The sequence below is a fragment of the Arthrobacter sp. Y3223166 genome (assembly GCF_059090935.1).
Map to the genome: position 1 here is coordinate 1 of NZ_JBNHGE010000030.1, position 22,611 is coordinate 22,611.

General features: G+C 68.5%; 25 protein-coding genes. 10 read left to right on the forward strand and 15 right to left on the reverse strand.

From position 1 onward, the window contains the following. Positions 1 to 388, reverse strand: a 388-nt coding sequence (locus tag AC5RUH_RS12605) for an anti-sigma factor family protein (RefSeq protein WP_494128742.1), incomplete at its 3' end; no start/stop codon positions are given. A gap of 8 nt (positions 389 to 396) precedes the next feature. Further along, on the reverse strand, positions 397 to 999 hold the full coding sequence (gene sigE / locus AC5RUH_RS12610; RefSeq protein WP_494000289.1) for an RNA polymerase sigma factor SigE: 603 nt from the start codon (positions 997 to 999) through the stop codon (positions 397 to 399). A 298-nt stretch (positions 1,000 to 1,297) separates the two neighbouring features. Here sigE and AC5RUH_RS12615 point away from each other — a divergent pair, with 298 nt between their 5' ends. Next, positions 1,298 to 1,930 carry an O-methyltransferase gene (locus tag AC5RUH_RS12615; protein ID WP_494000290.1) on the forward strand — a complete coding sequence of 211 codons (633 nt, stop codon included), beginning with the start codon at positions 1,298 to 1,300 and terminating at the stop codon, positions 1,928 to 1,930. Positions 1,931 to 1,981: 51 nt separating this feature from the next. On the opposite strand, the gene AC5RUH_RS12620 is transcribed toward AC5RUH_RS12615, so the two are convergent. From AC5RUH_RS12620 to AC5RUH_RS12640, 5 genes are all read right to left on the reverse strand, one after another. Further along, positions 1,982 to 3,583, reverse strand: a complete 1,602-nt coding sequence (locus AC5RUH_RS12620) for a leucyl aminopeptidase family protein (protein WP_494012568.1) — start codon at positions 3,581 to 3,583, stop codon at positions 1,982 to 1,984. Between the two features lie 12 nt (positions 3,584 to 3,595). Beyond that, positions 3,596 to 3,775 (reverse strand): DUF3117 domain-containing protein, encoded by a 180-nt coding sequence (locus AC5RUH_RS12625; protein WP_493979326.1) that lies wholly within the window; start codon positions 3,773 to 3,775, stop codon positions 3,596 to 3,598. 174 nt (positions 3,776 to 3,949) lie between these two features. Further along, on the reverse strand, positions 3,950 to 5,194 hold the full coding sequence (locus AC5RUH_RS12630; RefSeq protein ID WP_494128743.1) for a hypothetical protein: 1,245 nt from the start codon (positions 5,192 to 5,194) through the stop codon (positions 3,950 to 3,952). After that, entirely contained in the window at positions 5,191 to 5,583 is a 393-nt protein-coding gene (locus AC5RUH_RS12635; protein WP_494074159.1) for a DivIVA domain-containing protein, read from the reverse strand. Before AC5RUH_RS12635 ends, AC5RUH_RS12630 begins: the two co-directional genes overlap by 4 nt. A gap of 34 nt (positions 5,584 to 5,617) precedes the next feature. After that, positions 5,618 to 6,400 (reverse strand): LOG family protein, encoded by a 783-nt coding sequence (locus AC5RUH_RS12640; protein ID WP_494049655.1) that lies wholly within the window; start codon positions 6,398 to 6,400, stop codon positions 5,618 to 5,620. Positions 6,401 to 6,563: 163 nt separating this feature from the next. Here AC5RUH_RS12640 and AC5RUH_RS12645 point away from each other — a divergent pair, with 163 nt between their 5' ends. The 4 genes from AC5RUH_RS12645 to AC5RUH_RS12660 all read left to right on the forward strand — a co-directional run bounded on the left by AC5RUH_RS12645 (position 6,564) and on the right by AC5RUH_RS12660 (position 9,933). Further along, complete coding sequence (locus tag AC5RUH_RS12645) at positions 6,564 to 7,382, forward strand: amino acid ABC transporter ATP-binding protein (protein ID WP_494012571.1); 819 nt, start codon at positions 6,564 to 6,566, stop codon at positions 7,380 to 7,382. Between the two features lie 52 nt (positions 7,383 to 7,434). Then, the gene (locus AC5RUH_RS12650) at positions 7,435 to 8,310 is read left to right on the forward strand and encodes a glutamate ABC transporter substrate-binding protein (RefSeq protein WP_494128744.1); all 876 of its coding nucleotides are present in this window, start codon (positions 7,435 to 7,437) and stop codon (positions 8,308 to 8,310) included. Positions 8,311 to 8,377: 67 nt separating this feature from the next. Then, the gene (locus AC5RUH_RS12655) at positions 8,378 to 9,073 is read left to right on the forward strand and encodes an amino acid ABC transporter permease (RefSeq protein WP_494000297.1); all 696 of its coding nucleotides are present in this window, start codon (positions 8,378 to 8,380) and stop codon (positions 9,071 to 9,073) included. Beyond that, entirely contained in the window at positions 9,070 to 9,933 is an 864-nt protein-coding gene (locus AC5RUH_RS12660; protein ID WP_494012573.1) for an amino acid ABC transporter permease, read from the forward strand. Before AC5RUH_RS12655 ends, AC5RUH_RS12660 begins: the two co-directional genes overlap by 4 nt. A gap of 120 nt (positions 9,934 to 10,053) precedes the next feature. Here the strand turns inward: AC5RUH_RS12660 and dapE are convergent, their stop codons facing one another. Next, positions 10,054 to 11,142, reverse strand: coding sequence for a succinyl-diaminopimelate desuccinylase (dapE, locus tag AC5RUH_RS12665; RefSeq protein WP_494128745.1), 1,089 nt, complete (start codon positions 11,140 to 11,142; stop codon positions 10,054 to 10,056). A gap of 74 nt (positions 11,143 to 11,216) precedes the next feature. Between dapE and dapD the strand changes: the two genes are divergently transcribed. Together dapD and AC5RUH_RS12675 are read left to right on the forward strand one after the other, a co-directional pair. Continuing rightward, the gene (gene dapD, locus AC5RUH_RS12670; protein WP_494128746.1) at positions 11,217 to 12,188 is read left to right on the forward strand and encodes a 2,3,4,5-tetrahydropyridine-2,6-dicarboxylate N-succinyltransferase; all 972 of its coding nucleotides are present in this window, start codon (positions 11,217 to 11,219) and stop codon (positions 12,186 to 12,188) included. Between the two features lie 20 nt (positions 12,189 to 12,208). Next, entirely contained in the window at positions 12,209 to 13,075 is an 867-nt protein-coding gene (locus AC5RUH_RS12675; protein ID WP_494128747.1) for a hypothetical protein, read from the forward strand. A 14-nt stretch (positions 13,076 to 13,089) separates the two neighbouring features. Here AC5RUH_RS12675 and AC5RUH_RS12680 read toward each other — a convergent pair whose 3' ends face one another. Then, entirely contained in the window at positions 13,090 to 13,701 is a 612-nt protein-coding gene (locus AC5RUH_RS12680; RefSeq protein ID WP_494074155.1) for a hypothetical protein, read from the reverse strand. 189 nt (positions 13,702 to 13,890) lie between these two features. On the opposite strand from AC5RUH_RS12680, the gene galE reads away from it, so the two are divergent. Next, complete coding sequence (gene galE, locus AC5RUH_RS12685; RefSeq protein WP_494128748.1) at positions 13,891 to 14,904, forward strand: UDP-glucose 4-epimerase GalE; 1,014 nt, start codon at positions 13,891 to 13,893, stop codon at positions 14,902 to 14,904. A 66-nt stretch (positions 14,905 to 14,970) separates the two neighbouring features. Here the strand turns inward: galE and AC5RUH_RS12690 are convergent, their stop codons facing one another. The 3 genes from AC5RUH_RS12690 to fdxA form a co-directional block, all read right to left on the reverse strand. Next, the gene (locus AC5RUH_RS12690; RefSeq protein WP_494000304.1) at positions 14,971 to 16,254 is read right to left on the reverse strand and encodes a citrate synthase; all 1,284 of its coding nucleotides are present in this window, start codon (positions 16,252 to 16,254) and stop codon (positions 14,971 to 14,973) included. A 161-nt stretch (positions 16,255 to 16,415) separates the two neighbouring features. Beyond that, entirely contained in the window at positions 16,416 to 17,543 is a 1,128-nt protein-coding gene (gene dapC / locus AC5RUH_RS12695; protein ID WP_494128749.1) for a succinyldiaminopimelate transaminase, read from the reverse strand. A 5-nt stretch (positions 17,544 to 17,548) separates the two neighbouring features. Further along, the gene (gene fdxA / locus AC5RUH_RS12700; RefSeq protein WP_127511272.1) at positions 17,549 to 17,872 is read right to left on the reverse strand and encodes a ferredoxin; all 324 of its coding nucleotides are present in this window, start codon (positions 17,870 to 17,872) and stop codon (positions 17,549 to 17,551) included. Between the two features lie 91 nt (positions 17,873 to 17,963). Here fdxA and AC5RUH_RS12705 point away from each other — a divergent pair, with 91 nt between their 5' ends. Next, a complete protein-coding gene (locus tag AC5RUH_RS12705; RefSeq protein ID WP_494012580.1) occupies positions 17,964 to 18,212 on the forward strand; it encodes a putative acetyltransferase in 249 nt (82 codons plus the stop codon). Here AC5RUH_RS12705 and AC5RUH_RS12710 read toward each other — a convergent pair. Next, entirely contained in the window at positions 18,200 to 19,516 is a 1,317-nt protein-coding gene (locus AC5RUH_RS12710; protein ID WP_494110073.1) for an MFS transporter, read from the reverse strand. The genes AC5RUH_RS12705 and AC5RUH_RS12710 overlap by 13 nt on opposite strands. Before the next feature lie 68 nt (positions 19,517 to 19,584). On the opposite strand from AC5RUH_RS12710, the gene AC5RUH_RS12715 reads away from it, so the two are divergent. Further along, entirely contained in the window at positions 19,585 to 20,079 is a 495-nt protein-coding gene (locus AC5RUH_RS12715) for an ArsR/SmtB family transcription factor (protein ID WP_494000308.1), read from the forward strand. A gap of 24 nt (positions 20,080 to 20,103) precedes the next feature. Here the strand turns inward: AC5RUH_RS12715 and AC5RUH_RS12720 are convergent, their stop codons facing one another. Both AC5RUH_RS12720 and typA read right to left on the reverse strand, forming a co-directional pair. After that, positions 20,104 to 20,598 (reverse strand): hypothetical protein, encoded by a 495-nt coding sequence (locus tag AC5RUH_RS12720; protein WP_494000309.1) that lies wholly within the window; start codon positions 20,596 to 20,598, stop codon positions 20,104 to 20,106. Between the two features lie 10 nt (positions 20,599 to 20,608). After that, positions 20,609 to 22,531, reverse strand: a complete 1,923-nt coding sequence (gene typA / locus AC5RUH_RS12725) for a translational GTPase TypA (protein WP_494000310.1) — start codon at positions 22,529 to 22,531, stop codon at positions 20,609 to 20,611. Positions 22,532 to 22,611 lie beyond the last annotated feature (80 nt).

Here is a 22,611-nt window from a genome sequence, read left to right on the forward strand (position 1 = left end):
CCTCCGCCGCGGCGGAGGCGTGAGGAAGGGCGGCGGCGGGAGGGAGGGCGGCGGGCGGGAGGCCGCCGGCGGCACCGGCGGGCGCGGGGGTGCGCCCCGCGGGTACGCCGGAGTTCCGGTCTTCCGCGGTGCCGGAAGTTTCGAGGCCGAGCGGGGGCCCGGCCGGTCCGGCGGCCCCGGGCCGGCTGCAGCGCAGCAACCGCGCGGTCAGGTTGTCGTCAGGGGGCGGCACGTCCAGCGAGCGCAGGCGGTCCTGGATCTGGCGGAATTCGTCGACGCTCTTGCGGCACCGCCGGCAGCGTTGAAGATGGCGTTCAAGGGCCGGGCGGCGATCATCGGAGAGTTCGCCGTCCAGGTACTCCGCCAGCTCTCTTTCCGGGTGGAGCATTGCAGCGATCAGTGGGCTCCGGCGATGCGCGGCAGTTTCAGGCGCGGGCGCTCGGCGGGATCCCGGTGCGCCAGCTTTTCCCGGAGCATGGTCCGGCCACGGTGGATCCGCGAGCGGACGGTGCCCAGCTTGACGCCAAGGGCCGCGGAGACCTCGTCATAGGACAGCCCCTCCAGGTCGCAGAGCACCACCGCGGCGCGGAAGTCCGGCGGCAGCTCTTCCAGCGCGGCCTGGACATCGATATCCAGGTTGTTGAATTCGAAGCTGCGCTCGGGGCCGGGATCCTTGCCGGGCAGCCGGGCTTCGGCTTCGTCGCTCAGTCCATCGAACCGAATCCGGCTCTTGCGCCGGGCCTGGTCCAGGAAGAGGTTGGTGGTGATCCGGTGGAGCCAGCCGTCCAGCGTGCCGGGCTTGAAGTTGTCCAGTGACCGGAAGACGCGGACAAAGACTTCCTGGGTGAGGTCTTCGGCGTCGTACCGGTTTCCCGTGAGCCTGAAGGCCAAGCGGTAGACCTTGGCGGAGTGGTTGCTCACCACTTCTTCCCACGTCGGAGCGACCCACTGATCGTTGCCGGCCGCGGCGTTCGACGCGGCGTCCTGTAGCTTCGTCATTATCGTGCCCCTTCGTCGGACCGCCCGCGGCCGCCCACCTCCTGGGGGTCCGGGAATGCGGCTGCGTGCTGCCGGTCTGGCTTTCGGCGTCCCGGGTACCCATCTTGGCGCAAAAGACTGGGAGAATTCTGTAAACCGGCTGCACAAAGACCGCTAAGCCCGGTCCCCGTCTGACCCGGCCGGCGGCCGCGTGTCCCGTCCCCGGGGCACGCGCCTGATCCCGCCACCTGTGGCAGTAGGCTTGGCACTGCGGCCCTGCGCCGTTTTCCCGCAAAAGCTGAAGAGAAAGCGATGTTTCATGAGTGCCGACAAGCAGACGAGTTGGTCCTACACGGAGGGGCTCCCCGCCGAGGATGACGTCTTGCTTCGGGCCCGTGAGCGCTCCCATGAACTGGGCGTTGCCGCCGTCGGCAGGGGGGTCGGCGCGGCCCTGACCGTCCTCGCCGCGGGCACCAAGGCGCAGACGGTGGTGGAAATCGGTTCCGGCGCCGGTGTCTCCGGGGTCTGCCTCCTGCGCGGACTGCCGCCGGCCGCGGTGCTGACCACCATCGATGCGGACGTCGACCATCTGCGCGCGGCACGCCAGTCCTTCGTCGATGCCGGCATTCCGGGCAACCGCACCCGCACCATCTCCGGCCGCGCGGCCGACGTGCTGCCCCGGCTGACCGACAACGCCTACGACCTCGTCTTCGTCGATGCGGACAAGCCCTCGTATCCGCTGTACGTGGAGCAAGCGGTCCGGCTGCTCAAGCGCGGCGGCATGCTGATTGTCAACGACGCCCTGGATCACGACCGGGTCTCGGATCCGGCCATCCGCGAAGAATCCACCACCACGCTGCGCAAGGTCGGCAAGGCCATCCGGGAAAACGACCAACTGCTGTCCACCATCCTGCCGACCGGCGAGGGACTGCTGCTGGCCGTCAAACGCTGACCGACCCGCGGCGCCCTGCACCGGGCCGCCGGGCCACCCGCCGGCCCGGTGCTAGCCGCGGTAGGAGCGCAGGAAGGACAGCAGCAGCCGGGCACCGTACCCGGTGGCGCCCTTCGTGACCTCGGCCCGGTCGGAGTCTGCCCGGGCGGGGCCGGCGATGTCCAGATGGATCCACGGAAGGGCGCCGGTGAATTCGCGCAGGAACAGCGCTGCGGTGATCGATCCCCCGCCGACCTTCGACCGCTGGGACGCGATATGCGAGATGTCGGCGATGCCGGATTCCAACGCGAAGCCGTATTCGGCCGCCACCTCGTCCAGCGGCATGTGCCAGACCCGCTCCCCGGTTGCCTCCCCCGCGGCTTCGAACGCGCGCACCAGGGACCGCCGGGTGCCGTACAGTGCCGCATGCTGCCTGCCCAGCCCCAGGGACGCCGCGCCGGTGAGGGTAGCGATATCCACCAGGACGTCAGGCTGCAGCCGGGCGGCGGCGTAGGAGAGGCCGTCGGCCAGCACCATGCGCCCCTCCGCATCCGTGTTGCCGATCTCCACGGTTGTGCCGTCGTGGACGGTCACCACGTCGCCGGGCCGGTAGGCGTCGGCGCCGATGGCGTTCTCGGCCAGGGCGAGCAGGCCCGTGACACGGTGCGGAACGCGCAGCTCCGCCGCAGCGGCCAGCACCGCCAGCACGACGCCGGCGCCCGCCATGTCGGTCTTCATCGGCAGCATCGGCTCCCGCGGCTTAAGCGACAGCCCGCCGGTGTCGAAGGTGATGCCCTTGCCGACGATGACGACGTGCCTGGTGTTCTCGCCGGCCTGTGCGGGCGTGTAGTCCAGCTGGACCAGCCTGGGCGGAGTCGGCGAGGCCGAGCCCACCGCCAGCAGACCGCCGAACCCTCCGGCAGCCAGCTGATGCTCGTCCCACGTGCGGATGCCCAGGCCGCGGGCCGCGGCGAGGCGCGCGGCCTGGCCGGCCATCCACTCCGGGCTCTTCACGTTGGACGGCATGTTTGCCAGGTCCCGTGCCAGCCACGTGGCCCGGGCGCCGGCGGCGGCCGTTGCGGCCGTCCCCGCCGCGGTTCCGGTCAGTTCCAGCACCGCGGCCATCGGCTTCGGCGCGGCGGACGTCCCGGCGCGCGGCGGCCGGTAGCCGCCCAGCAGGAACCCCTCGATGAAGGCCTGTTGCAGCCCTTCGGGCAGGCCGTCGACGGCGCTGCTGCGCACCCGGTCGGTGCCCATCGTCGCCCTGGCCAGGGCGGCTCCGGCCTTGCGCAGCTCCGCCGCGCTGCCACTGCCCAGCCCAATCAAGATCAGACGCTCCGGCAGCCGGGCGGAGCCTGGCGGCGCCGGCACCGCCAGCACTTCGCCGGCCTTACCGGCAATCCCGTGGACCTCTGCCAAGGCCGCCACGTCGGCGCCAAAGTCGGCTGCCGCCTCGGCGGCACCCTGGCGCGGCTGCGGCGTGGCCCGCTCAACGTTGGCCTCGCCTTCAGCAATGGGGACCGCCAGCACCGTGACATCCCCGGCGCCCTCGGCCGGAGACCGTCCGCGGCCGAGGGCCGGAAGGGCTTGGACGCGCGCCATCTGCGGTTCAACCAGGGCCTGCTCCAGATGACGGGCGGTTTGTTCCTCTGCGGTGGAGGGAACGTGGCTCACAGCAAACGGTTCCTAGCCTGCCACGTCGCTGGTGACGCCGAGCAGGCAGTCCTTGAGGTTGCCGGCTTCTTCGGCGTTCAGTTCGAGCACCAGACGCCCGCCGCCGTCGATGGGCACCCGCAGGATGAGGCTTCGCCCCTCCTTGGTCACTTCCATCGGACCGTCACCGGTACGCGGTTTCATCGCAGCCATCTGGGAATTCCCTTCCGCCATGGGGCAGCCCGATCGGTGATCGCCCTGCCCGCCAACCTCACATCGGCGGCCCTTCAGTTGCCCGGCCGCCATGTCCAACCACTACCCATTATCGCGTACATCACAACCGGGTGCTAATTTGCGCGACACGGGGCGCACCGGCGCCGGCCGCCGCTAGGGCGGATAGTCCCCGCCGCCGGGCAGTTCGGCCCAGGACCAGAGCCAGGTCACCCAGACAATCTGCCCGGCCAGGAACATCACTGCCAGGCACGCGCGGTACGCCCGGCTGCGTGATACCAAGGCCGCCGCCAGGGCCAGCGGGAAGAGCGGAAGCAACAGCCGGAAGGTGCTGGTCTGCGGATGCAGAAAGGCAAGCAGGTAGCCCAGGTAGCAGGCGCACCACAGCCTCAGGTCGCCCCCCATCTTCCGGGCCGGCGGGGAGCACAGGACCCCGGCCGCCGCGGCCACCAGCAGCAGCGGGGCGGCCATTCCGCCCAACAGCCCGAAAAGGTTTACGCCCATGTCGAACCACGGCTTGAACAGGATCAGGGCCTCGCCCCGCCAGGCGGTCTCGGTATCGGTGTACGCGGTCATCTCCCCCGTGACCGACCACGCCAGCACCGGCCAGGCGAGGGCCGCTGCACAGCTGACCAGCGCCAGCGCTGCCGCGCGGAGGAATTCCGGGGTCTGCAGCGGATCGGTGCGGCGCTGCCTGATCCGCCACAGCAGGTGAAGGCCGGCGAGTGCCGCGAACGGCACGCCGACCGGCCGGGAGAGGCACATCAGCACGACGACGGGAATCGCCAGCAGGTACTTCCGCCGCACCAGCAGCAGCAGCGCCGCCGCCAGCAGCGCCAGGTTCAGCGATTCGGCGTACGGCACCTGGAGGATCGGCGAGACCGGAAAGACCGCCACGAAGAACACGGCCCACAGCGCGGTGCCGTGGGGGGCGTAGCGACGGAAAAGTTTGTAGATGAGCAGCACGGCGGCAAAACCGGCGAGGGTCGCAACCAGCGGTGCCAGCAACTGCCACCCCAGCCCGGTGGCCGCCGCCAGGACGCGGACGATGCCGGGGAAAAGCGCGTAGAACGCCCACTGGTTCTCGTCGACCCGCCCGTCCTGGCCGCGGGGAATATCGGCGGGATACCCCTCCCGGTAGACCTGCTCGTACCAGGCGCTGTCCCAGATTCCGATGAAGGACAGATAGTCGGGGTGCGGTCCGGTCCACGGATTCGGCCCTTGCTGGCGTGCCACCGCGAGGAAGACCAGCAGCGAATACACCCGGGAAAGGGCGTAAAGCACGCAGACCTGGACCCACCACGGCCACCCGGAGATCCGTCGGCGCCAGAAGGAAAGCTCCGCGTGCACGGCCTCCCGAAGCACGCGCGTGCGCGGAAGGCGGTCCTGCACCCCCGTCATCCTTCCCGCGCCGGGTGGGCACCGCCGTCGGGCTGCGGCTGTTCGTGGCTCAGTTGCCGGATCAGGCGCTCCTTGGCTCCCAGCTCGGCCCGCAGGACGTCCAGCACTTCGTCCACCTGGTCCATCCGGTAGCCCCGCAGGGCAGTGGAAAACCGGACGCTGTCCAGGTCTTCGGCACGGGGGTGTTCAGGCAGCAAAACCGCCGGCAGCCGCGCCTCATGCTCGCTCAGGCCCTGGAGCGCGGCCACGTGCCCGCGCTCCCATCCGGTGCCGTCACTCTCGCCGCCCGCGCCGGCGCCGGCCGCCTTCCTCCGGCCCCGCCAGCCCGACGCGGCGACAGCGGCCGCACCTGCAACGGCGATGGCAAGGAAAACCAGGAATGCGCTCACAGCACCATCGTGCCAGAGAGGACGTCGCGCCGGGTCAAAATCCGGAGCGGGCGGACAACCCGGAGATGACCTGCTCGACTGCTTCCTCGGCCGTATCCACCACGCTGACCAGGTCCAGATCGGCCTCCGCGATCATCGCTTCGGCCAGGAGCGTGTTGCGGATCCAGTCGATCAGCGGCGACCAGAATGCCGTGCCCACCAGCACGATCGGGAAGGACGTCACCTTCTTCGTCTGGACCAGCACCATGGCTTCGAACAGCTCGTCGAGCGTGCCCAGCCCGCCGGGGAGCACGATGAACCCCTGCGCGTACTTGACGAACATCGTCTTGCGGGCGAAGAAATACCGGAAGTTGATGCCCAGGTCCACCCAGTCGTTGAGCCCCTGCTCGAACGGCAGTTCGATGCCCAGCCCGACCGAGACGCCGCCGGCCTCGCTGGCGCCCTTGTTGGCCGCCTCCATGGAACCGGGGCCGCCGCCGGTGATGACCGCGAAATTATGCCGGACCAGCAGCTGCCCGATCTCCTCGGCGATGGCGTAGTGCTTGCTTCCCTGCCGGGTGCGGGCCGAACCGAACACGCTGATCGCCGGGCCGAGGTCGGCCAGGGTGCCGAACCCTTCGACGAATTCGCTCTGGATCCGCAGCACGCGCCAGGGATCCGTGTGCGTAAATTCCGCCCGGTCCTTGGTGTCCAGCAGGTACTGGTCGGCCTGCGGGATGTCCGCCTGGCTGCGCCGCAGCTCCACCGGCCCCTTGAAACGGGTTTTCGGTGCGCCCGGAAGTTGCGACGGGAGCGGGATGTCTTGCTGGTTTGTCATTTCCCAAGGCTACAGATCCGCCGGCCATCCGTGGCGGTTTCCGCCGTTTCGGTGGCAATTCGGCCCTCACGCGGTCCGGGACGCAGGTTGCTCTTAAATCACGATTCCGGCGGTTCGGTCGCGAATGCATTGCTTGAAGGGAATCTTTCGCTAGATTCGTTCCATGACCAGTGACGCATCGCACAGTAAAACGCCGCCTGCTGCTCCTGCGGCGGCAACCCGAGCCACATCCGCCGCGCCGGCGGGTCAGCCGCTGGTGTCCCTGAAGAACGTCAACAAGCACTTCGGATCCCTCCATGTGCTGCAGGACATCAACCTGGAGGTCACCAAGGGCGAAGTGGTGGTCGTGATCGGGCCGTCGGGTTCCGGCAAGTCCACCCTCTGCCGGGCGATCAACCGCCTGGAGACCATCGACGACGGCGAAATCCTGATCGACGGCGAGAAGATGCCGGCCGAGGGCAAGGCCCTTGCCAAGCTGCGGGCCGACGTCGGCATGGTGTTCCAGTCCTTCAACCTTTTTGCCCACAAATCGATCCTGGAGAACGTCACCCTGGGACCGATCAAGGTCAAGGGGATGAAGCAGTCCGAGGCCAAGGAGCTGGCCATGAGCCTGCTCGAGCGCGTCGGCGTGGCCAACCAGTCGCAAAAGCTGCCGGCCCAGCTCTCCGGCGGCCAGCAGCAGCGCGTGGCGATTGCCCGGGCCCTGGCGATGAAACCTAAGGTGATGCTCTTCGACGAGCCCACCTCGGCACTGGATCCGGAAATGATCAACGAAGTGCTCGACACCATGGTGCAGTTGGCCAGCGAAGGCATGACCATGATCGTGGTCACGCACGAGATGGGCTTTGCGCGCAAGGCGGCGGACCGCGTGCTCTTCATGGCCGACGGCCAGATCGTGGAGCAGGCCACCCCGGAAGAATTCTTCACCAACCCGAAGAGCACCCGCGCCAAGGACTTCCTGGGCAAGATCCTCGAACACTGACCCCCACACCTGGCCCTTCACTGACGGAGGGCCGACAACGCAAGGAGAAAACATGCGAAAGACCCGTTATGGAATGGCTGCCATGGCAGCCGGAGCCGCGCTCGTGCTGTCCGCCTGCGGCGGCGGCGGCGGCACAGGCGGCGGCGAGACTGCCGGCGGCGGCGAGACTGCCGGCGGCGGCGAAGGCGACGGCGAAGGCATCCGTATCGGCATCAAGTACGATCAGCCGGGCCTGGGCTTTTCCTCCGGCGGCAAGTTCAGCGGCTTCGACGTGGATGTAGCCAAGTACGTGGCCAACGAGCTGGGCTACTCGGAGGACCAGATCGAATTCGTCGAGTCGCCCTCGGCCAACCGCGAAAACATGCTCGCCAACAACCAGGTGGACATGATCTTCGCGACGTACTCCATCACCGACGAGCGCAAGCAGACCGTCGACTTCGCCGGACCGTACTTCGTGGCCGGTCAGGACCTGCTGGTCCGGACCGACGACACCGAAATCACCGGCCCGGATGCGCTTAACGGCAAGAACCTCTGCTCGGTGACCGGCTCCACCTCCGCCCAGCGCATCAAGGACGAGCACGCCGCCGAAGTGAACCTGGTTGAGCGACCCAGCTACGCCGAGTGCGTGACCGCCATGCAGGGCGGCCAGATCGACGCGGTGACCACCGACGACATCATCCTGGCCGGACTCGCGGCGCAGCCGAACAACGCCGGCAAGTACAAGGTGGTCGGCAACCCGTTCTCGGAGGAGAACTACGGCGTCGGACTGCCGAAGGGCTCGGAGCTGTGCGCGGACATCAACGCAGCCATCAACAAGATGGTCGAGGAAGGTGCCTGGGAAGAAGCCCTCAAGAAGAACACCGAGGGTGTGGATTACTCCTACAACAAGGACCTGAACCCGCCGAAGCCGGGCGAAGCCTGCGCCTAGCACCATCCGTTGTGGGGCGGGGCTCTCCCGCCCCACAACATGATCTGCCTCTTCCCACCGAAAGGGGATGGACAGTTTGTCCGAGTATTTCCAGAGCTACCTGACGGCGCTGGAGACCTACGACGTCGTCGGAGCCTTGTGGGTCAATATCCAGCTCGCTTTTTGGGCCGCCCTGGGTTCGTTGGTGCTGGGTACCGTCCTGGCCCTGATGCGCATCTCACCGGTGCCCAGCTTCCGCTGGGCCGGCGCTGCGTACGTCAACGTCTTCCGCAACACGCCGCTGACCATCATCATGGTGTTCTGCATCCTGGTGGCGGTCTTCCAGCTCCAGATGAACCTCTCCGGCGATTTCGACTTCAACTTCTTCCTCTGGGCCATCGTCGGGCTGTCCGTCTACCACGCGGCCTTCGTCTGCGAATCCATTCGCAGCGGCGTCAACACCGTGCCCCTGGGACAGGCCGAGGCCGCCCGCGCCATCGGGCTGAGCTTCCTGCCGGCGGCGCGGATGGTCATCCTGCCCCAGGCCTTCCGGGGTGCCGTGGCGCCGCTGGGCAACACCCTGATCGCCCTGACCAAGAACACCACGGTGGCAACGGCGGCGTCGGTCGCCGAATCCGCCGGGCTGATGAAAACCATGATCGAGTTCCGGCCGGATGTCATCATGGCCATTTTCGCGACCTTCGCCATCGGCTTCGTGATCATCGTGCTGCCGATCGGCCTGGTGACCACTTGGCTCTCCAAGAAACTGGCGGTGTCACGATGAACATCAAGCAGAACGTCCTCTTTGATGCGCCCGGCCCGAAGGCCCGTGCGCGGATCATGGTCACCAACATCATCGGCATCCTGCTCTTCCTCGGCGCGGCGATCTTCGTCATCGTCGGACTGAACGACAAGGGCCAGCTGGCACCCGAGCTGTGGACGCCGTTCCTGACCGGCGAGGTCTGGCAGTTCACCATCCTGCCGGGGCTGATCAACACCTTTAAGGCCGCCGCAGTCTCGATCCTCACGTCCGTGGTCTTCGGGCTGCTCTTTGGCGTGGGCAGGCTCGCCTCGAACGGCCCCCTGCGGTGGCTCTGCGGAGTGATCGTCGAACTCTTGCGGGCTGTCCCGGTGTTGCTGATGATGATCTTCTTCTGGCTCCTGTTCGGGCAGCTGAGAATCGGCACCCCGGCAGACATCCCGTTTTACGCCGTCGTGACGGCCCTGACGCTGTACAACGGATCGGTGATCGCGGAACTGGTCCGCTCCGGCGTGTTCGGCCTGCCCAAGGGCCAGCGTGAAGCCGGGATGGCGATCGGCATGACCCGTGCCCAGTCGTTGCGCAGCATCGAACTGCCGCAGGCCCTGGTGGCCATGCTGCCGGCCCTGGTCAGCCAATTCGTGGTGATCCTGAAGGACTCTGCCCTCGGCTACATCATCACGTACTCCGAGTTGCTGCGGTCGATGCAGATTTACGGCTCCGCCGGTCCGATCCTGCAGTCGCTGACGATTGCCGCGCTGCTCTTCATCATCGTCAACTTCGCCTTGTCCTGGGTAGCCAACTGGCTCTCCAAGTTCCTGAGCAGCCGGACCGCGGGCGAGACCGCGCCGCTGACCACGCAGCCGATGGCCGTCAAGGTGTGACCGGCTGCCGCTGACCGCCGACGGGGAAGGGGAGGACGCCTGCGCGTCCTCCCCTTCCCCGTTGCAGCTTCCCGGGCGCCTTGTTGCCCGGCGGCGGCGCCCTCCGCCGCCCCCGGATGGTCAGGCCAGCAGCCAGCGGCGCAGCGCCGCCCGGCACTCGCGGACGGCCTCCGCCGGAACGTTTTCGTTGTCGGTGTGGGCCAGCAACGCGTCGCCGGGGCCGAAGTTGACGGCCGGAATGCCCAGCTCGCTGAACCGCGCCACGTCGGTCCAGCCGTACTTCGGCTTTGGCTCCGCCCCCACGGCGGCGACGAATTCGGCGGCTGCCGGGTGGTCGAGGCCGGGCCGGGCGCCGGCCGCGGCATCCGTGCAGACCACCGTGAAGCCCTCCAGCAGGTTCCGCACGTACAGTTCGGCATCCGCGGGCGTCTTGTCCGGAGCGAACCGGTAATTGATTTCCACCGTGGTGCTGTCGGGAATGATGTTGCCCGCCGTACCGCCCTTGATCTTCACCGCGTTGAGGCTCTCGCGGTACTCCAGCCCGTCGACCGTGACAGTGGCCGGTTCATGGTCCCGGAGCCGGACCAGGATGTCGGCGGCGGCGTGGATAGCGTTGACGCCCCGCCACGCGCGCGCGGAATGCGCCGCCTGGCCGACCGTGCTCGCTTCGAACCGGGCCGTGCCGTTGCAGCCGCCTTCCACGGTTCCGTGGGTCGGTTCGAGCAGGATGGCGAAGTCGCCCTGCAGCAACTGGGGGTGGTTGCGCACCAGCCGGCCCAGCCCGCTCATCGAAGCATCCACTTCCTCATGGTCGTAGAAGACGTAGGTGACATCGCGGTTGGGTGCCGTCAGCTCGGCGGCCAGGGCCAGCTGCACCGCTACCCCGCCCTTCATATCGGTGGCGCCGCGCCCGTACAGCACGTCCCCGTCCCACACCGACGGCACGGTTCCGAGGGAGCCGGGCACGGCGGGCAACGGCACGGTATCGAGGTGGCCGGCCAAGATGACCCGCTCCGGCCGCCCCAGCTGCGTTCGCGCGACGATGGCGTCGCCGTCGCGCAGCACCTTCAGGTGCGGCAGGGCCCGCAGGGCGGCCTCCACGGCGTCGGCCAGGGCGGTCTCGTTGCCGGACACGCTGTTAACGTCGATCAGCGCCGCGGTCAGCTCGGCGACGTCGGCGGTCAAGTCCAGGGCAATGGTCGAAGTCACTCCCCCAGCTTAGCCAGACGCGCCTGCGGCATCCCGGCGTCACCGGCCCCGGCGCGCTCGGTAGACTTGCATCCATGACCGCGAGCACCACCGCCACCGCCACTCCCCGCACCGCCCACGGCACCGGGCTGGCCACCGTCACCGACAGCGGCACCGTCCTCGACGTCTGGTATCCGGCGCCGGCGCTGGGCCCTGCCGGCGCCGCCCGGGACGCGGAGACCGGCCTCGAGGCCGACGCCGCGGACAGCGCCGACGCGGACCGCGGCACCCGTCTTGAGGTCCTCACCCGCAGCATCGACCTGGACGCCGCGCCGGCCGACACCGCCGACGCCTACCTCCGGCTGCATCTGCTCTCCCACCGCCTCGTCACCCCCAATTCGCTGAACATGGACGGCATTTTCGGGCAGCTGCCCAACGTGGTCTGGACCAACTTCGGCCCGTGCGCCGTGGACGATTTCGAAGCGGTCCGCCGCCGGCTGCGCCGCCGCGGCCAGGTGACCGTCTTCGGCGTGGACAAGTTTCCGCGCATGGTGGACTACGTGGTTCCCACCGGTGTGCGGATTGCCGAGGCCGACCGGGTCCGCCTCGGCGCGCACCTGGCCGCCGGCACCACGGTGATGCACGAAGGCTTCGTTAACTTTAACGCCGGCACGCTGGGCACTTCCATGGTGGAGGGCCGCATTTCCGCCGGAGTCATTGTGGCGGACGGGTCCGACGTCGGCGGCGGCGCCTCGATCATGGGCACGCTCTCCGGCGGGGGGAAGGAACGGATCAGCATCGGCGAGCGCGTGCTGCTGGGCGCCAACTCGGGTGTCGGCATCAGCATCGGCGACGACTGCGTGGTCGAGGCCGGCCTCTATGTGACCGCCGGAACCCGGGTCAGCCTGATCGACGTTGCCACCGGGGACCACCGCCAGGTCAAGGCCGTGGAACTCTCCGGCCTGCCCAACCTCCTCTTCCGCCGCAACTCCACCAGCGGCGCAGTGGAAGTCCTGCCGCGCAAGGGCCAGAGCGTGGAGCTCAACGCGGTCCTGCACGCCAACTAGCAGTCCCGGACGGCACCGCCATGTCCCGGCAAGCCCGTGCACGCAGGACACGCAGCCTGCTCAGCCTGATCGTCCTGCTGGCCCTGGTCGGCGGTGCCGCCTACTTCGCCGCCACCTTCATTGACCGTTCCCAAACCCTGGTCCGCGAGCGGTGCACCGCCGTCGTCGGTTCGGACACCTACGAACTGGCACCGGACCAGGCCGCGAACGCCGCGCTCATCTCGGGGATTGCCGTCGGGCGCGGGCTGCCCGCACGCGCCGCGTCGATCGCCCTGGCGACGGCCATCCAGGAGTCGAAGCTGCGCAACATCGATTACGGCGACACGGCCGGTCCCGACTCCCGGGGGCTGTTCCAGCAGCGGCCGTCCCAGGGCTGGGGCACCGAGGAACAAGTGCAGGACCCGGTGTATGCGGCCAACAAGTTCTACGAGGTGCTCGAACAGGTCCCGGGCTACGAGTCCATGCCGGTGACCGACGCAGCCCAGACCGTCCAGCGCAGCGCCTATCCGCTGGCGTACGCGGACCATGAGGCCGAGGCCGAGGCCAAGGCCTTCGCCTCGGCGCTGACCGGGCACTCGCCCGCCGCCCTGAACTGCGTGCTCAAGGATGCCGAGGCAGCCGGCGACCCCGCTGCGGTCCTGGCGCAGCTGGAGGCCGTGCATCCCGGCCTGGACATGGCCGTCGCCGGCCGCGAGGTCCGGGTGGCGGCAGCCGACGAGCGGGGCTGGGCGGTGGCGCAGTGGGCGGTGGCTTCTGCCAAAGGGCTCGACCTTGAGTCGGTGGCCCACGCGGGCCTCAGCTGGCAGCGTGACGACGGCGGCTGGGTCGGCGCCGATACCGACACCGGCTACGTCGTGATCACGGTGGCGCGGGGCCCGGTCGCCTGAACCGCCCGGCGCGGCTAGACGATGAGTTCGACGATCGGCTGAAGGTAACTGCGGAAGGCGCTTTCGTCGTCCAGCAGTGTCTGGCACAGCAGCACCCGGTCCGGCTCCACGAACCAGGCACGCGGCTCGCACAGCGGCAGCTCGATGAGCTTCAGCTCGAAGGTACGCGCGGCGCGGCCGAGCTCCATCTCCCGGTCCTGGACCAGCTCGCGGATCAACCCGTTCGTGCCCTTGGCCTCGCGCTCCTGCGCCAACTTCCCGTACTCGGCCATCCGGGCACGCGCCCAGCTCATCCCGGCGCCGAAGTGGGCCTGCAGCAGCAGCCGCAGCGCGGGGCTGCCGGCGAAGGCGGGAAAGGACGGCGGGGCCAGTTTCGCGGCGTTGCCCGGGCGGTCACGGACCAGGTCCTCCCACCACTTCTCCCATTCGTCCCGCAGCGCCGCCGGGCCGCCGACATGCGCGGTCAGCTGAGTGGGATCGGCGGTGCGGACCGTCGGCAAGACCGGCGACACCGCGGGCCGGCCGGCTCCGGCCAGGCCGGCGGCGTCGCGAAGGTAGAGGGCCAGCAGCATATGTCCCGAGGTGTCTGCGGTGATCCGCCACCCCGGCCCGCCCGTCTGGTGCATGCTGTCCGCGTCCTTTCGCTCGGACCGACGACGCAGCTCATCTGCAGTGGCCCCCGCACGCGGGTGCCGCCCGCGGGCATCCCCACTGCCGCCTGTAGCTCAACTCTAGACCTTGCTGTCCAGCCCTTGTACCTGCCCCGCTGCGGGCCGTGGCGGGGTGACCGGGGGTGAGCTACTAAGCTGGTGGGCATGAGAATTCTGGTCACCGGAGGAACCGGCTTCATCGGCTCGCACACCACGCTCGCCCTGCTGGAGGCGGGGCACGACGTGGTGGTGCTCGACAACCTGGCCAATTCCAGCGAGGAGTCGCTGCGCCGCGTCCAGGAGCTTGCCGGCCGGCAGGCACGGTTCCACCAGGCCGACCTGCTGGACGAGGCCGCGCTTAACCGGGTGCTGGAGACCGAGTCCGTGGACGCCGTGATCCACTTTGCCGGCCTGAAGGCCGTCGGCGAGTCCGTTGAAAAACCCCTGCATTACTACCACAACAATGTGGGCGGCACGCTGAACCTGCTCCGCGCGATGGATGCCCACAACGTCCGCACGATCGTGTTCAGTTCCTCGGCCACCGTGTACGGCGCCACCGAGGAGGTGCCGCTGACCGAGAAGCTTCCGCTGGACGCGATCAATCCCTACGGCCGGACCAAGGAACAGATCGAGGACATCCTGTCCGACCTGGGCGACTCCGACCCGCGCTGGCACGTGGCCCTGCTGCGCTACTTCAATCCCGTGGGAGCGCACGAAAGCGGGCGGATCGGCGAAGACCCGACGGGTGTGCCCAACAACCTGCTGCCGTTCGTGGCGCAGGTGGCCGTGGGCCGCCGGGACAGGGTCCGGGTCTTCGGCAGCGACTACCCGACGCCGGACGGTACCGGCGTGCGCGACTACATCCATGTCATGGACCTGGCCGCCGGACACCTGGCGGCCCTGGACTTCATCGCCGGCCGGCCCGGCGTGCGCCGATGGAACCTGGGCACCGGCAAGGGCTCCTCCGTCCTGGAGGTGCTCGCCGCGTTCGGCAAGGCAGCGGGATTCGACATCCCCTACGAGCTGACCGACCGGCGCCCCGGGGACGCCGCCATCAGCTATGCCGACCCTTCCGCCGCGCTGGCCGAGCTCGGCTGGTCGGCGGTCAAGAACCTCGAGCAGATGTGCGAAGACCACTGGCGCTGGCAGAAGAACAACCCGAACGGCTACGCCGGCTGAAGCAAACCGAACGGCCCCCGGATCGCTCCGGGGGCCGTCGGCGTTATGGCGTGCTCCGCCGTCGTACTAGCGGGCCGGGTACTCGCGCTCCTGCGCACCCGTGTACAGCTGCCGCGGGCGGCCGATCTTGGTCTGCGGGTCCTTAATCATCTCCCGCCACTGGGCGATCCAACCGGGCAGGCGCCCGATGGCAAACAGCACCGTGAACATCTTCTCCGGGAAGCCCATGGCCTTGTAGATCAGGCCGGTGTAGAAGTCCACGTTCGGGTACAGCTTGCGCTCGATGAAGTAGTCGTCCGCCAGCGCCTTCTCTTCCAGCCGCATGGCGATATCCAGCAGCTCGTCGTTGCCGCCGAGCTTGCCCAGGATCTCGTGCGCGGTGGCCTTGACCAGGCGGGCGCGCGGATCGTAGTTCTTGTAGACGCGGTGCCCGAAGCCCATCAGGCGCACGCCTTCTTCCTTGTTCTTGACCTTCTCCATGAACTGCTCCGGCTCCTGGCCGCTGGCCTGGATCTGGCGGAGCATGTTCAGCACCGCCTCGTTGGCGCCGCCGTGGAGCGGGCCGAACAGCGCGTTGATGCCGGCCGAGACGGACGCGAACATGTTGGCGTTGGAGCTGCCCACCAGGCGCACGGTGGACGTGGAGCAGTTCTGCTCGTGGTCAGCGTGCAGGATGAGCAGCAGGTCCAGGGCCTTGACCACCGTCGGGTCCAGTTCGTAGGGCTCGGCGGGCAGGCCGAAGCTCAGGCGCAGGAAGTTCTCCACCAGGTTCATGGAGTTGTCCGGGTAGAGCAGTGCCTGGCCGATCGACTTCTTGTGCGCGTAGGCGGCGATCACCGGCAGCTTCGCCATCAGGCGGATGGTGGAGAGCTCCACCTGCTTGTCATCGAACGGGTCCAGCGAGTCCTGGTAGAAGGTGGACAGCGCGCTGACCGCCGAGGAGAGCACCGGCATCGGGTGCGCGTCGCGCGGGAACCCGCCGAAGAAGCCCTTGAGCTCTTCGTGCAGCAGGGTGTGGCGGCGGATCTTGTGGTCGAACTCCTCCAGCTCGGTGGGGGTGGGCAGTTCGCCGTAGATCAGCAGGTAGGACACTTCGAGGAAGCTCGAGTGCTCGGCCAGCTGCTCGATCGGATAGCCGCGGTAGCGGAGCACACCGGCGTCGCCGTCGATGTAGGTGATGGCCGAGGTGGTCGCCGCCGTGTTCATGAACCCCGGGTCGAAGGTGACCGCGCCGGTCTGCTTCAGCAGTTTGGATACGTCGTAACCGTCGTTGCCTTCGGCGGCCTTGAGCCGTGGGAGTTCGAGTTCGCCGCCATCGAAGTGCAGCTTGGCACCGGTCTGCTCAGTCATTGAGTCCCCTTCAGGAGGTATAGAAGCTAACGGCACGCCGGGCGCTTGTGGCACTGAGCATGCACATACTCGGGTAAAACGCTACCCGTAGAGTCGCGGATATATCTAATCCGCGACATATATTTTTGTTCATATCCACAGTCAGGCGCTGCCGGGCCGGGTCAGGAAAGCCGCTCGACGGCGGCGTCAATGCGTTCGTCGCTGCCGGTCAGCGCCACCCGGATATGGCCGTTGCCGGCCTCGCCGTAGAACACGCCGGGTCCGGTGACGATGCCCAGCTCGGCCATGCGGCCCACGGTGGTCCATGTATCTTCCCCCGCGCTCCCCCACAGGTACAGCCCGGCCTCGGAATGGCGGATCTGCACGCCGAAATTCTCCAGCGCCGGCAACAGCCGCTCGCGCCGGCTCCGGTACAGGTCCTTCTGCTCCTGGACGTGCGCGTCATCGCGCAGGGCGGCGAGCATCGCGGCCTGGACCGGGAGCGGCACGATCATGCCGGCATGCTTGCGGCTGTTGATGATGTTCGGCATCAGCGCCGGGTCGCCGGCCAGGAACGCGGCACGGTACCCGGCAAGGTTTGACTGCTTGCTGAGCGAGTAGGCGCACAGCAGGCCCTCGTGCGAGCCCTGCGCGATGTACGGGTCCAGCACGCTCGGCACGGCCTGCCCGCCGCGGGCGGTGTCCCAGGCGCCCCAGCCCAGCTCCGCGTAGCATTCGTCGGAAGCGACCACCGCGCCCAGGCCGCGGGCGTCCTCCACCAGGGTGCGCAGCTCTGCCCGGTCCCGGACAATGCCCGTCGGGTTGCCCGGCGAGTTGACCCACACCAGTTTCACCCGGCTCCTGGTCTGCGCATCCAGGTCCGCCAGGTTGTCCGCCGCCACCGGGGTTGCGCCGGCGAGGATGGCGCCGATGTCGTAGGTCGGATAAGCCACGACGGGGCGCACCACCACGTCGCCCGCCCTGAGTCCCAGCAAGGTGGGCAGCCAGGCGACCAGCTCCTTGGAACCGACGGTGGGCATGACCGCTTCCGGATCCAGGCCGGGAACGTTGCGACGGCGGCCGAACCAATCCGTGATCGCTTCCCGCAGTTCGGCGGTGCCGTGGGTCGTGGGGTAGCCCGGGGCATCGGCGGCCGCGGCCAGGGCCTCCCGGACGACGGCCGGAGTGGAGTCAACCGGCGTGCCGATGGACAGGTTCACCGCGCCGCCGGGGTGCCCGGCCGCTTTTTGCGCGTAGGGCGCCATGGCGTCCCACGGGTATTCCGGCAGCTGCAGGCCGAAAGGACTCATCGAGTTCAGTCTTGGTTCTGCGGCGGCAGCGCGGCGATCAGCGGGTGGTCCTTGTGCGTGTTGCCCAGCTTGGCGGCACCGCCCGGGGAACCCAGGTCGTCGAAGAACTCCACGTTGGCCTTGTAGTAGTCGGCCCACTCCTCGGGGGTGTCATCCTCGTAGTAGATGGCTTCGACCGGGCAGACCGGTTCGCAGGCGCCGCAATCGACACACTCATCCGGGTGGATGTACAGGGACCGTTCGCCTTCGTAGATACAGTCCACCGGGCATTCTTCGATACATGCCTTGTCTTTTACATCCACGCACGGCTGTGCGATTACGTACGTCACGTCCGTCAGCACCTTTCTGAACAGTTCCCACTAGCGTATCCGTTGGGACCATTATCTCCCCAGCCGGGCACGGCCCGCCTAAGATGGTCACGTGATACCCGCTACCCCCGCCGCGTTCCTGGCCGCAGCAGCACCGGGAACGCGCGTGGTGGTCCGGTACCGAATCGAGGGCGGCTTCACCGACGTGCTCGGCGAACTGCGGGCCGTCGACGCCGACAGCTGCACGGTAGGCACCAGGCGCGGAGACGTCGTCGTCCCGTTGCCGGCCGTGGCCGCGGCCAAGCAGGTGCCGCCCGCCCCGCCGCGACGCCGCCCGCGGGCCGGCGGTCAGCCCTCGTAGCTGTCCGGCAGTTTCCGCAGGGCCCACAGGGGCGAGAACAGCACCGGCGCCGCGGCAAGCGCGGAACCGGCCGCACCGATCCACAGGGTAGGCACCAACCCGATGGTTCCGCCGAGCAGGCCCGCCAGCAGCCCGGAGAGCGGCAACACGCCGTACACCACGAAGCGGATCGACGCGTTCATCCTCCCGAGCAGCCGCGGCGGGCAGACCCGCTGGCGCATCGTCACCTGCATCACGTTGTAGACCAGGGAGCAGAAGGAGACGCCGGCCTCGCCGACGATCAGCAGGAACAGTGCCGAGGCGGTGTCCGGCATCAACACCGACAACGGCATCGCCGCCAGGAAGACCGCCGAGGCAACGCTGGCCAGCGGAATCAGGGCCCCCTCGCCGGTCAGCTTCGCCAGCCGGGGCGCCGCCACCGCTCCCAGCAGCCCGCCGGCCGCGGCGACCGAGTAGACCAGCCCCAGCGCGGCCGGGCCCAGACCCAGTTCGCGCAGCACCAGGATGGGAAACAGCGTGAAGGCCAGTCCGGCGAAGAAATTTGTCAAACCCGTGCACGCGGCTATCCGGCTGATCAGCGGGTGCCGGACCACGAAGCCGAGCCCTTCCCGGATTTCCACCGCGAGCGGCCTCCGGCCGTGCCGCGGAGCAGGCACTTCCCGGTCCGAGGTGCGGACCAGGAACAGGGCCGAGAACAGGTAGCCGAGCGTATCCGCCAGGAACAGCAGCGGAGCCGCCATCACCTGCAGCAGGCCGCCGCCCGCGGCGGGTCCGCCCATCCTCGCCAGCTGCGCGGTGCTCTCCAGCTTGGAGTTCGCCGACGACACCTGGTCGCCGCGCACCAGGACCGGGATGTAGCTCTGGTAGGCCACGTCGAAGAACACCGTTGCGCAGCCGAGCACGGCCGCCACCGCGTACAGGTGCCACATCTGCAGCACGCCCGCCCACCACAGCAGCGGCACGGACAGCATCGCGGCGGCACGGACCAGGTCGGCCGTGATCATGACCCGCCGTTTGAGCCAGCGGTCCACCCAGGCCCCCGCCGGCAACCCGATCAGCAGAAAGGCGGCGGTGGCGCTGGCATTGAGGACACCCACCTGGAATTCGCTGGCCCCGAGCACGGCCACGGCGAGCACCGGGACGGCCAGCTGGCCGACCTGGGCCCCGACCTGGCTGAGCGCCTGAGCCGACCAGAAGGTGCGGAAGTTCCGGTCCCGCCATAACGACGGCGGTGCCCCGCCCGGGTGGGCGGCGCCGGCTGCCGGGGCGGTTCCGGAGGCCCCGGGCGCGGGTAGCTGGGTCACAGGTCACAGTCTCGGGTAGCGATTGGGGAAAGTCAATCATTAGGTGCCCGGTGTCGTATGCTGGAGACATGCCTACGGATCAGGACCTGCAAGCCGCCGGGCGGGCGCTCAGCTCCCCGGTACGGCTGCGCATTCTCCGGCTCTGCCTCCACCGGTCCCGGACCAATAAAGAGATCGCGGAGCTGCTCGGCCTGAATCCGGCCACCTCGCTGCACCACGTGCGCACACTGCTCAACACCGGCTTTCTGGAGGCCGAGGAACCGCGGAAGGGCAACCGGGGGGCCAAGGAAGTCCCCTACCGCGCCACCCGGATGTCCTGGGGCGCGAAGATGCCGGACGCGGCACCGGTGCTGGTGGAGACCTTCCTGCAGGAAATCGACGGCCTGGCCCCGGACGAGATCGAAACCACGCGGATGGGCATTAAGCTCAACGACGCGCACCGCCAGGAGATGCTGGCGAAGATCCGCGCAATTTTCGAGGAATACGCGATGTTGCCCGCCGACGAGGACGGGACTGCTACCTCAATCTTCATGGCGCACCATCTGGACCAGACGGCGAATTGACGCCCCGCGCGCGGGCGGGGCCGGTCAGGCGCCGGCCCGCCGCGGCTTGAGCGCCCAGGCGCAGACCAGCAGCGCCACGATGGTGGCGAAAACCAGCCCGATCATCCAGATCCGCCCCGCCACGGCGATCGGCAGTTCCACCGCCGCCGTGGTTCCCGTGACGATCAGCGGCTCGCCGCCGGGAGCCATCGCCATCAGCCCGACGAGGACGTAGGAGAGGACGCCCGTCAGGCCGGCCATCAGGACGTTATGCGTCTTGAGTCCGGCCCAGACCATCACCGCCAGGGCGAACAGCAGGGCTGCCGCGGCGCCCCACGGATACCCGGACTCCCCGGCATAGAGAATCTGCGAGTGCAGGGCCGTCCCCGCCACCGCCGTCGCCACCGCCCCGAAGACGGCCGTGCCCCACCCGTGGAAGGCGGGACTCCGCCGTCGTGCCGCGCGCCGTTCGGGGCCCTGCCCGGAAACAGCGGAAGGCAACCCGCCGCGGTCTCCGGCGGGTTGCCTCTGCTCTGTCATAGGGTCCAGTTTATGCCCGGGCGCGCGCCCGGGCGGCCTTGAGCCGCTCGTTGGCGTCCAGGACCACCTTGCGGATACGGATCGACTCCGGGGTGACCTCAACGCACTCGTCCTCGCGGGCGAATTCGAGGGACTCCTCCAGGGTCAGGTTCCGCGGCGGGGTGAGGTTCTCGAAGCTGTCGGAGGAAGCGGCACGCATGTTGGTGAGCTTCTTCTCCTTCGTGATGTTCACGTCCATGTCGTCAGCGCGCGAGTTCTCGCCCACGATCATGCCTTCGTAGACCTCCGAGGTGGGCTGGACGAAGAAGGAGCCGCGTTCCTGCAGGTTGATCATCGCGAAGGGCGTGACCACGCCGGCCCGGTCGGCCACCATCGAACCGTTGGTGCGGTACTCGATCGGCCCGGCCCACGGCTCATAGCCCTCGGAGATGGACGCGGCGATGCCCGCGCCCCGCGTTTCGGTCATGAACCGGGTGCGGAAACCGATCAGGCCGCGGGCCGGAACGATGAACTCCATCCGGACCCAGCCGGTGCCGTGGTTGGCCATGTTGACCATCCGGCCCTTGCGGGCGGCCAGCAGCTGCGTGACGGCACCGAGGTACTCCTCGGGCACGTCGATGGTCATGTGCTCCATCGGCTCGTGCACCTTGCCGTCGATGGTCTTGGTGACCACCTGGGGCTTGCCCACGGTCAGCTCGAAGCCCTCGCGGCGCATCTGCTCCACCAGGATGGCCAGTGCCAGCTCGCCGCGGCCCTGGACCTCCCAGGCATCCGGGCGTTCGGTCGGCAGCACCTTCAGCGAGACGTTGCCCACCAGTTCCTTGTCCAGCCGGTCCTTGACCTGGCGGGCGGTGACCTTGGCGCCCTTGACCTTGCCGGCCAGCGGCGAGGTGTTGATGCCGATGGTCATCGAGATGGCCGGGTCGTCCACCTTGATCAGCGGCAGCGGCTGCGGGTTCTCGGCGTCGGTCAGGGTCTCGCCGATGGTGATGTCCTCGATGCCGGCGACGGCGACAATCTCGCCCGGGCCGGCGGATTCGGCCGGCACGCGCGTCAGTCCCTTGGTGGCCAGCAGTTCGGAGATCCGGACGTTCTTCAGCTGGCCGTCCTGGCGGGCCCAGGCCACGGTCTGCCCCTTCTGCAGGGTGCCGTTGTAGATGCGCAGCAGCGCCAGGCGGCCCAGGAACGGGGAGGCGTCAAGGTTGGTCACGTGGGCCTGCAGCACGCCCTCGGGGTCATAGGACGGGGCCGGCACGTGCTCCATGATGGTGGCGAACAGCGGCTCCAGGTCCTCGTCTTCCGGCAGGGTACCGTCGGCGGGCTGGGTCAGCGAGGCCCGGCCGGCCTTGCCGGAGGCGTAGACAACGGGAACGTTGAGGACGGCGTCCAGGTCCAGATCGGGGACTTCGTCGGCAAGGTCCGAGGCCAGGCCCAGCAGCAGGTCCATCGCCTCGGCAACGACGGCGTCGATGCGGGCGTCCGGGCGGTCGGTCTTGTTGACCACCAGGATGACGGGGAGCTTGGCGGCCAGCGCCTTGCGCAGCACAAAACGGGTCTGCGGCAGCGGGCCCTCGGAAGCGTCAACCAGCAGAACCACGCCGTCCACCATGGACAGGCCGCGCTCCACCTCGCCGCCGAAGTCGGCGTGGCCGGGAGTGTCGATCACGCTGATGGTGATGGTCTCGCCCTGGGCGGCCGGGCCGGAGTAGAACACGGTGGTGTTCTTGGCCAGGATGGTGATGCCCTTTTCACGTTCCAGTTCCCCGGAGTCCATGACGCGCTCTTCGGTTTCGCCGTGGCTGGAGAAGGCACCGGTGTGCTTCAGCATGGCATCCACGAGGGTGGTCTTCCCGTGGTCGACGTGGGCTACGATCGCGACGTTGCGAAGGTCGCTGCGGACGGCGCTCTGCGTCGATGCGGTGGTTTCAGACATGCGGGATTACTCTTCCGTGGATTACATGGAACCTGGGCCTAATATCGGACAGCCAGCGCCGTGCCCGGATGCGGGTAGGC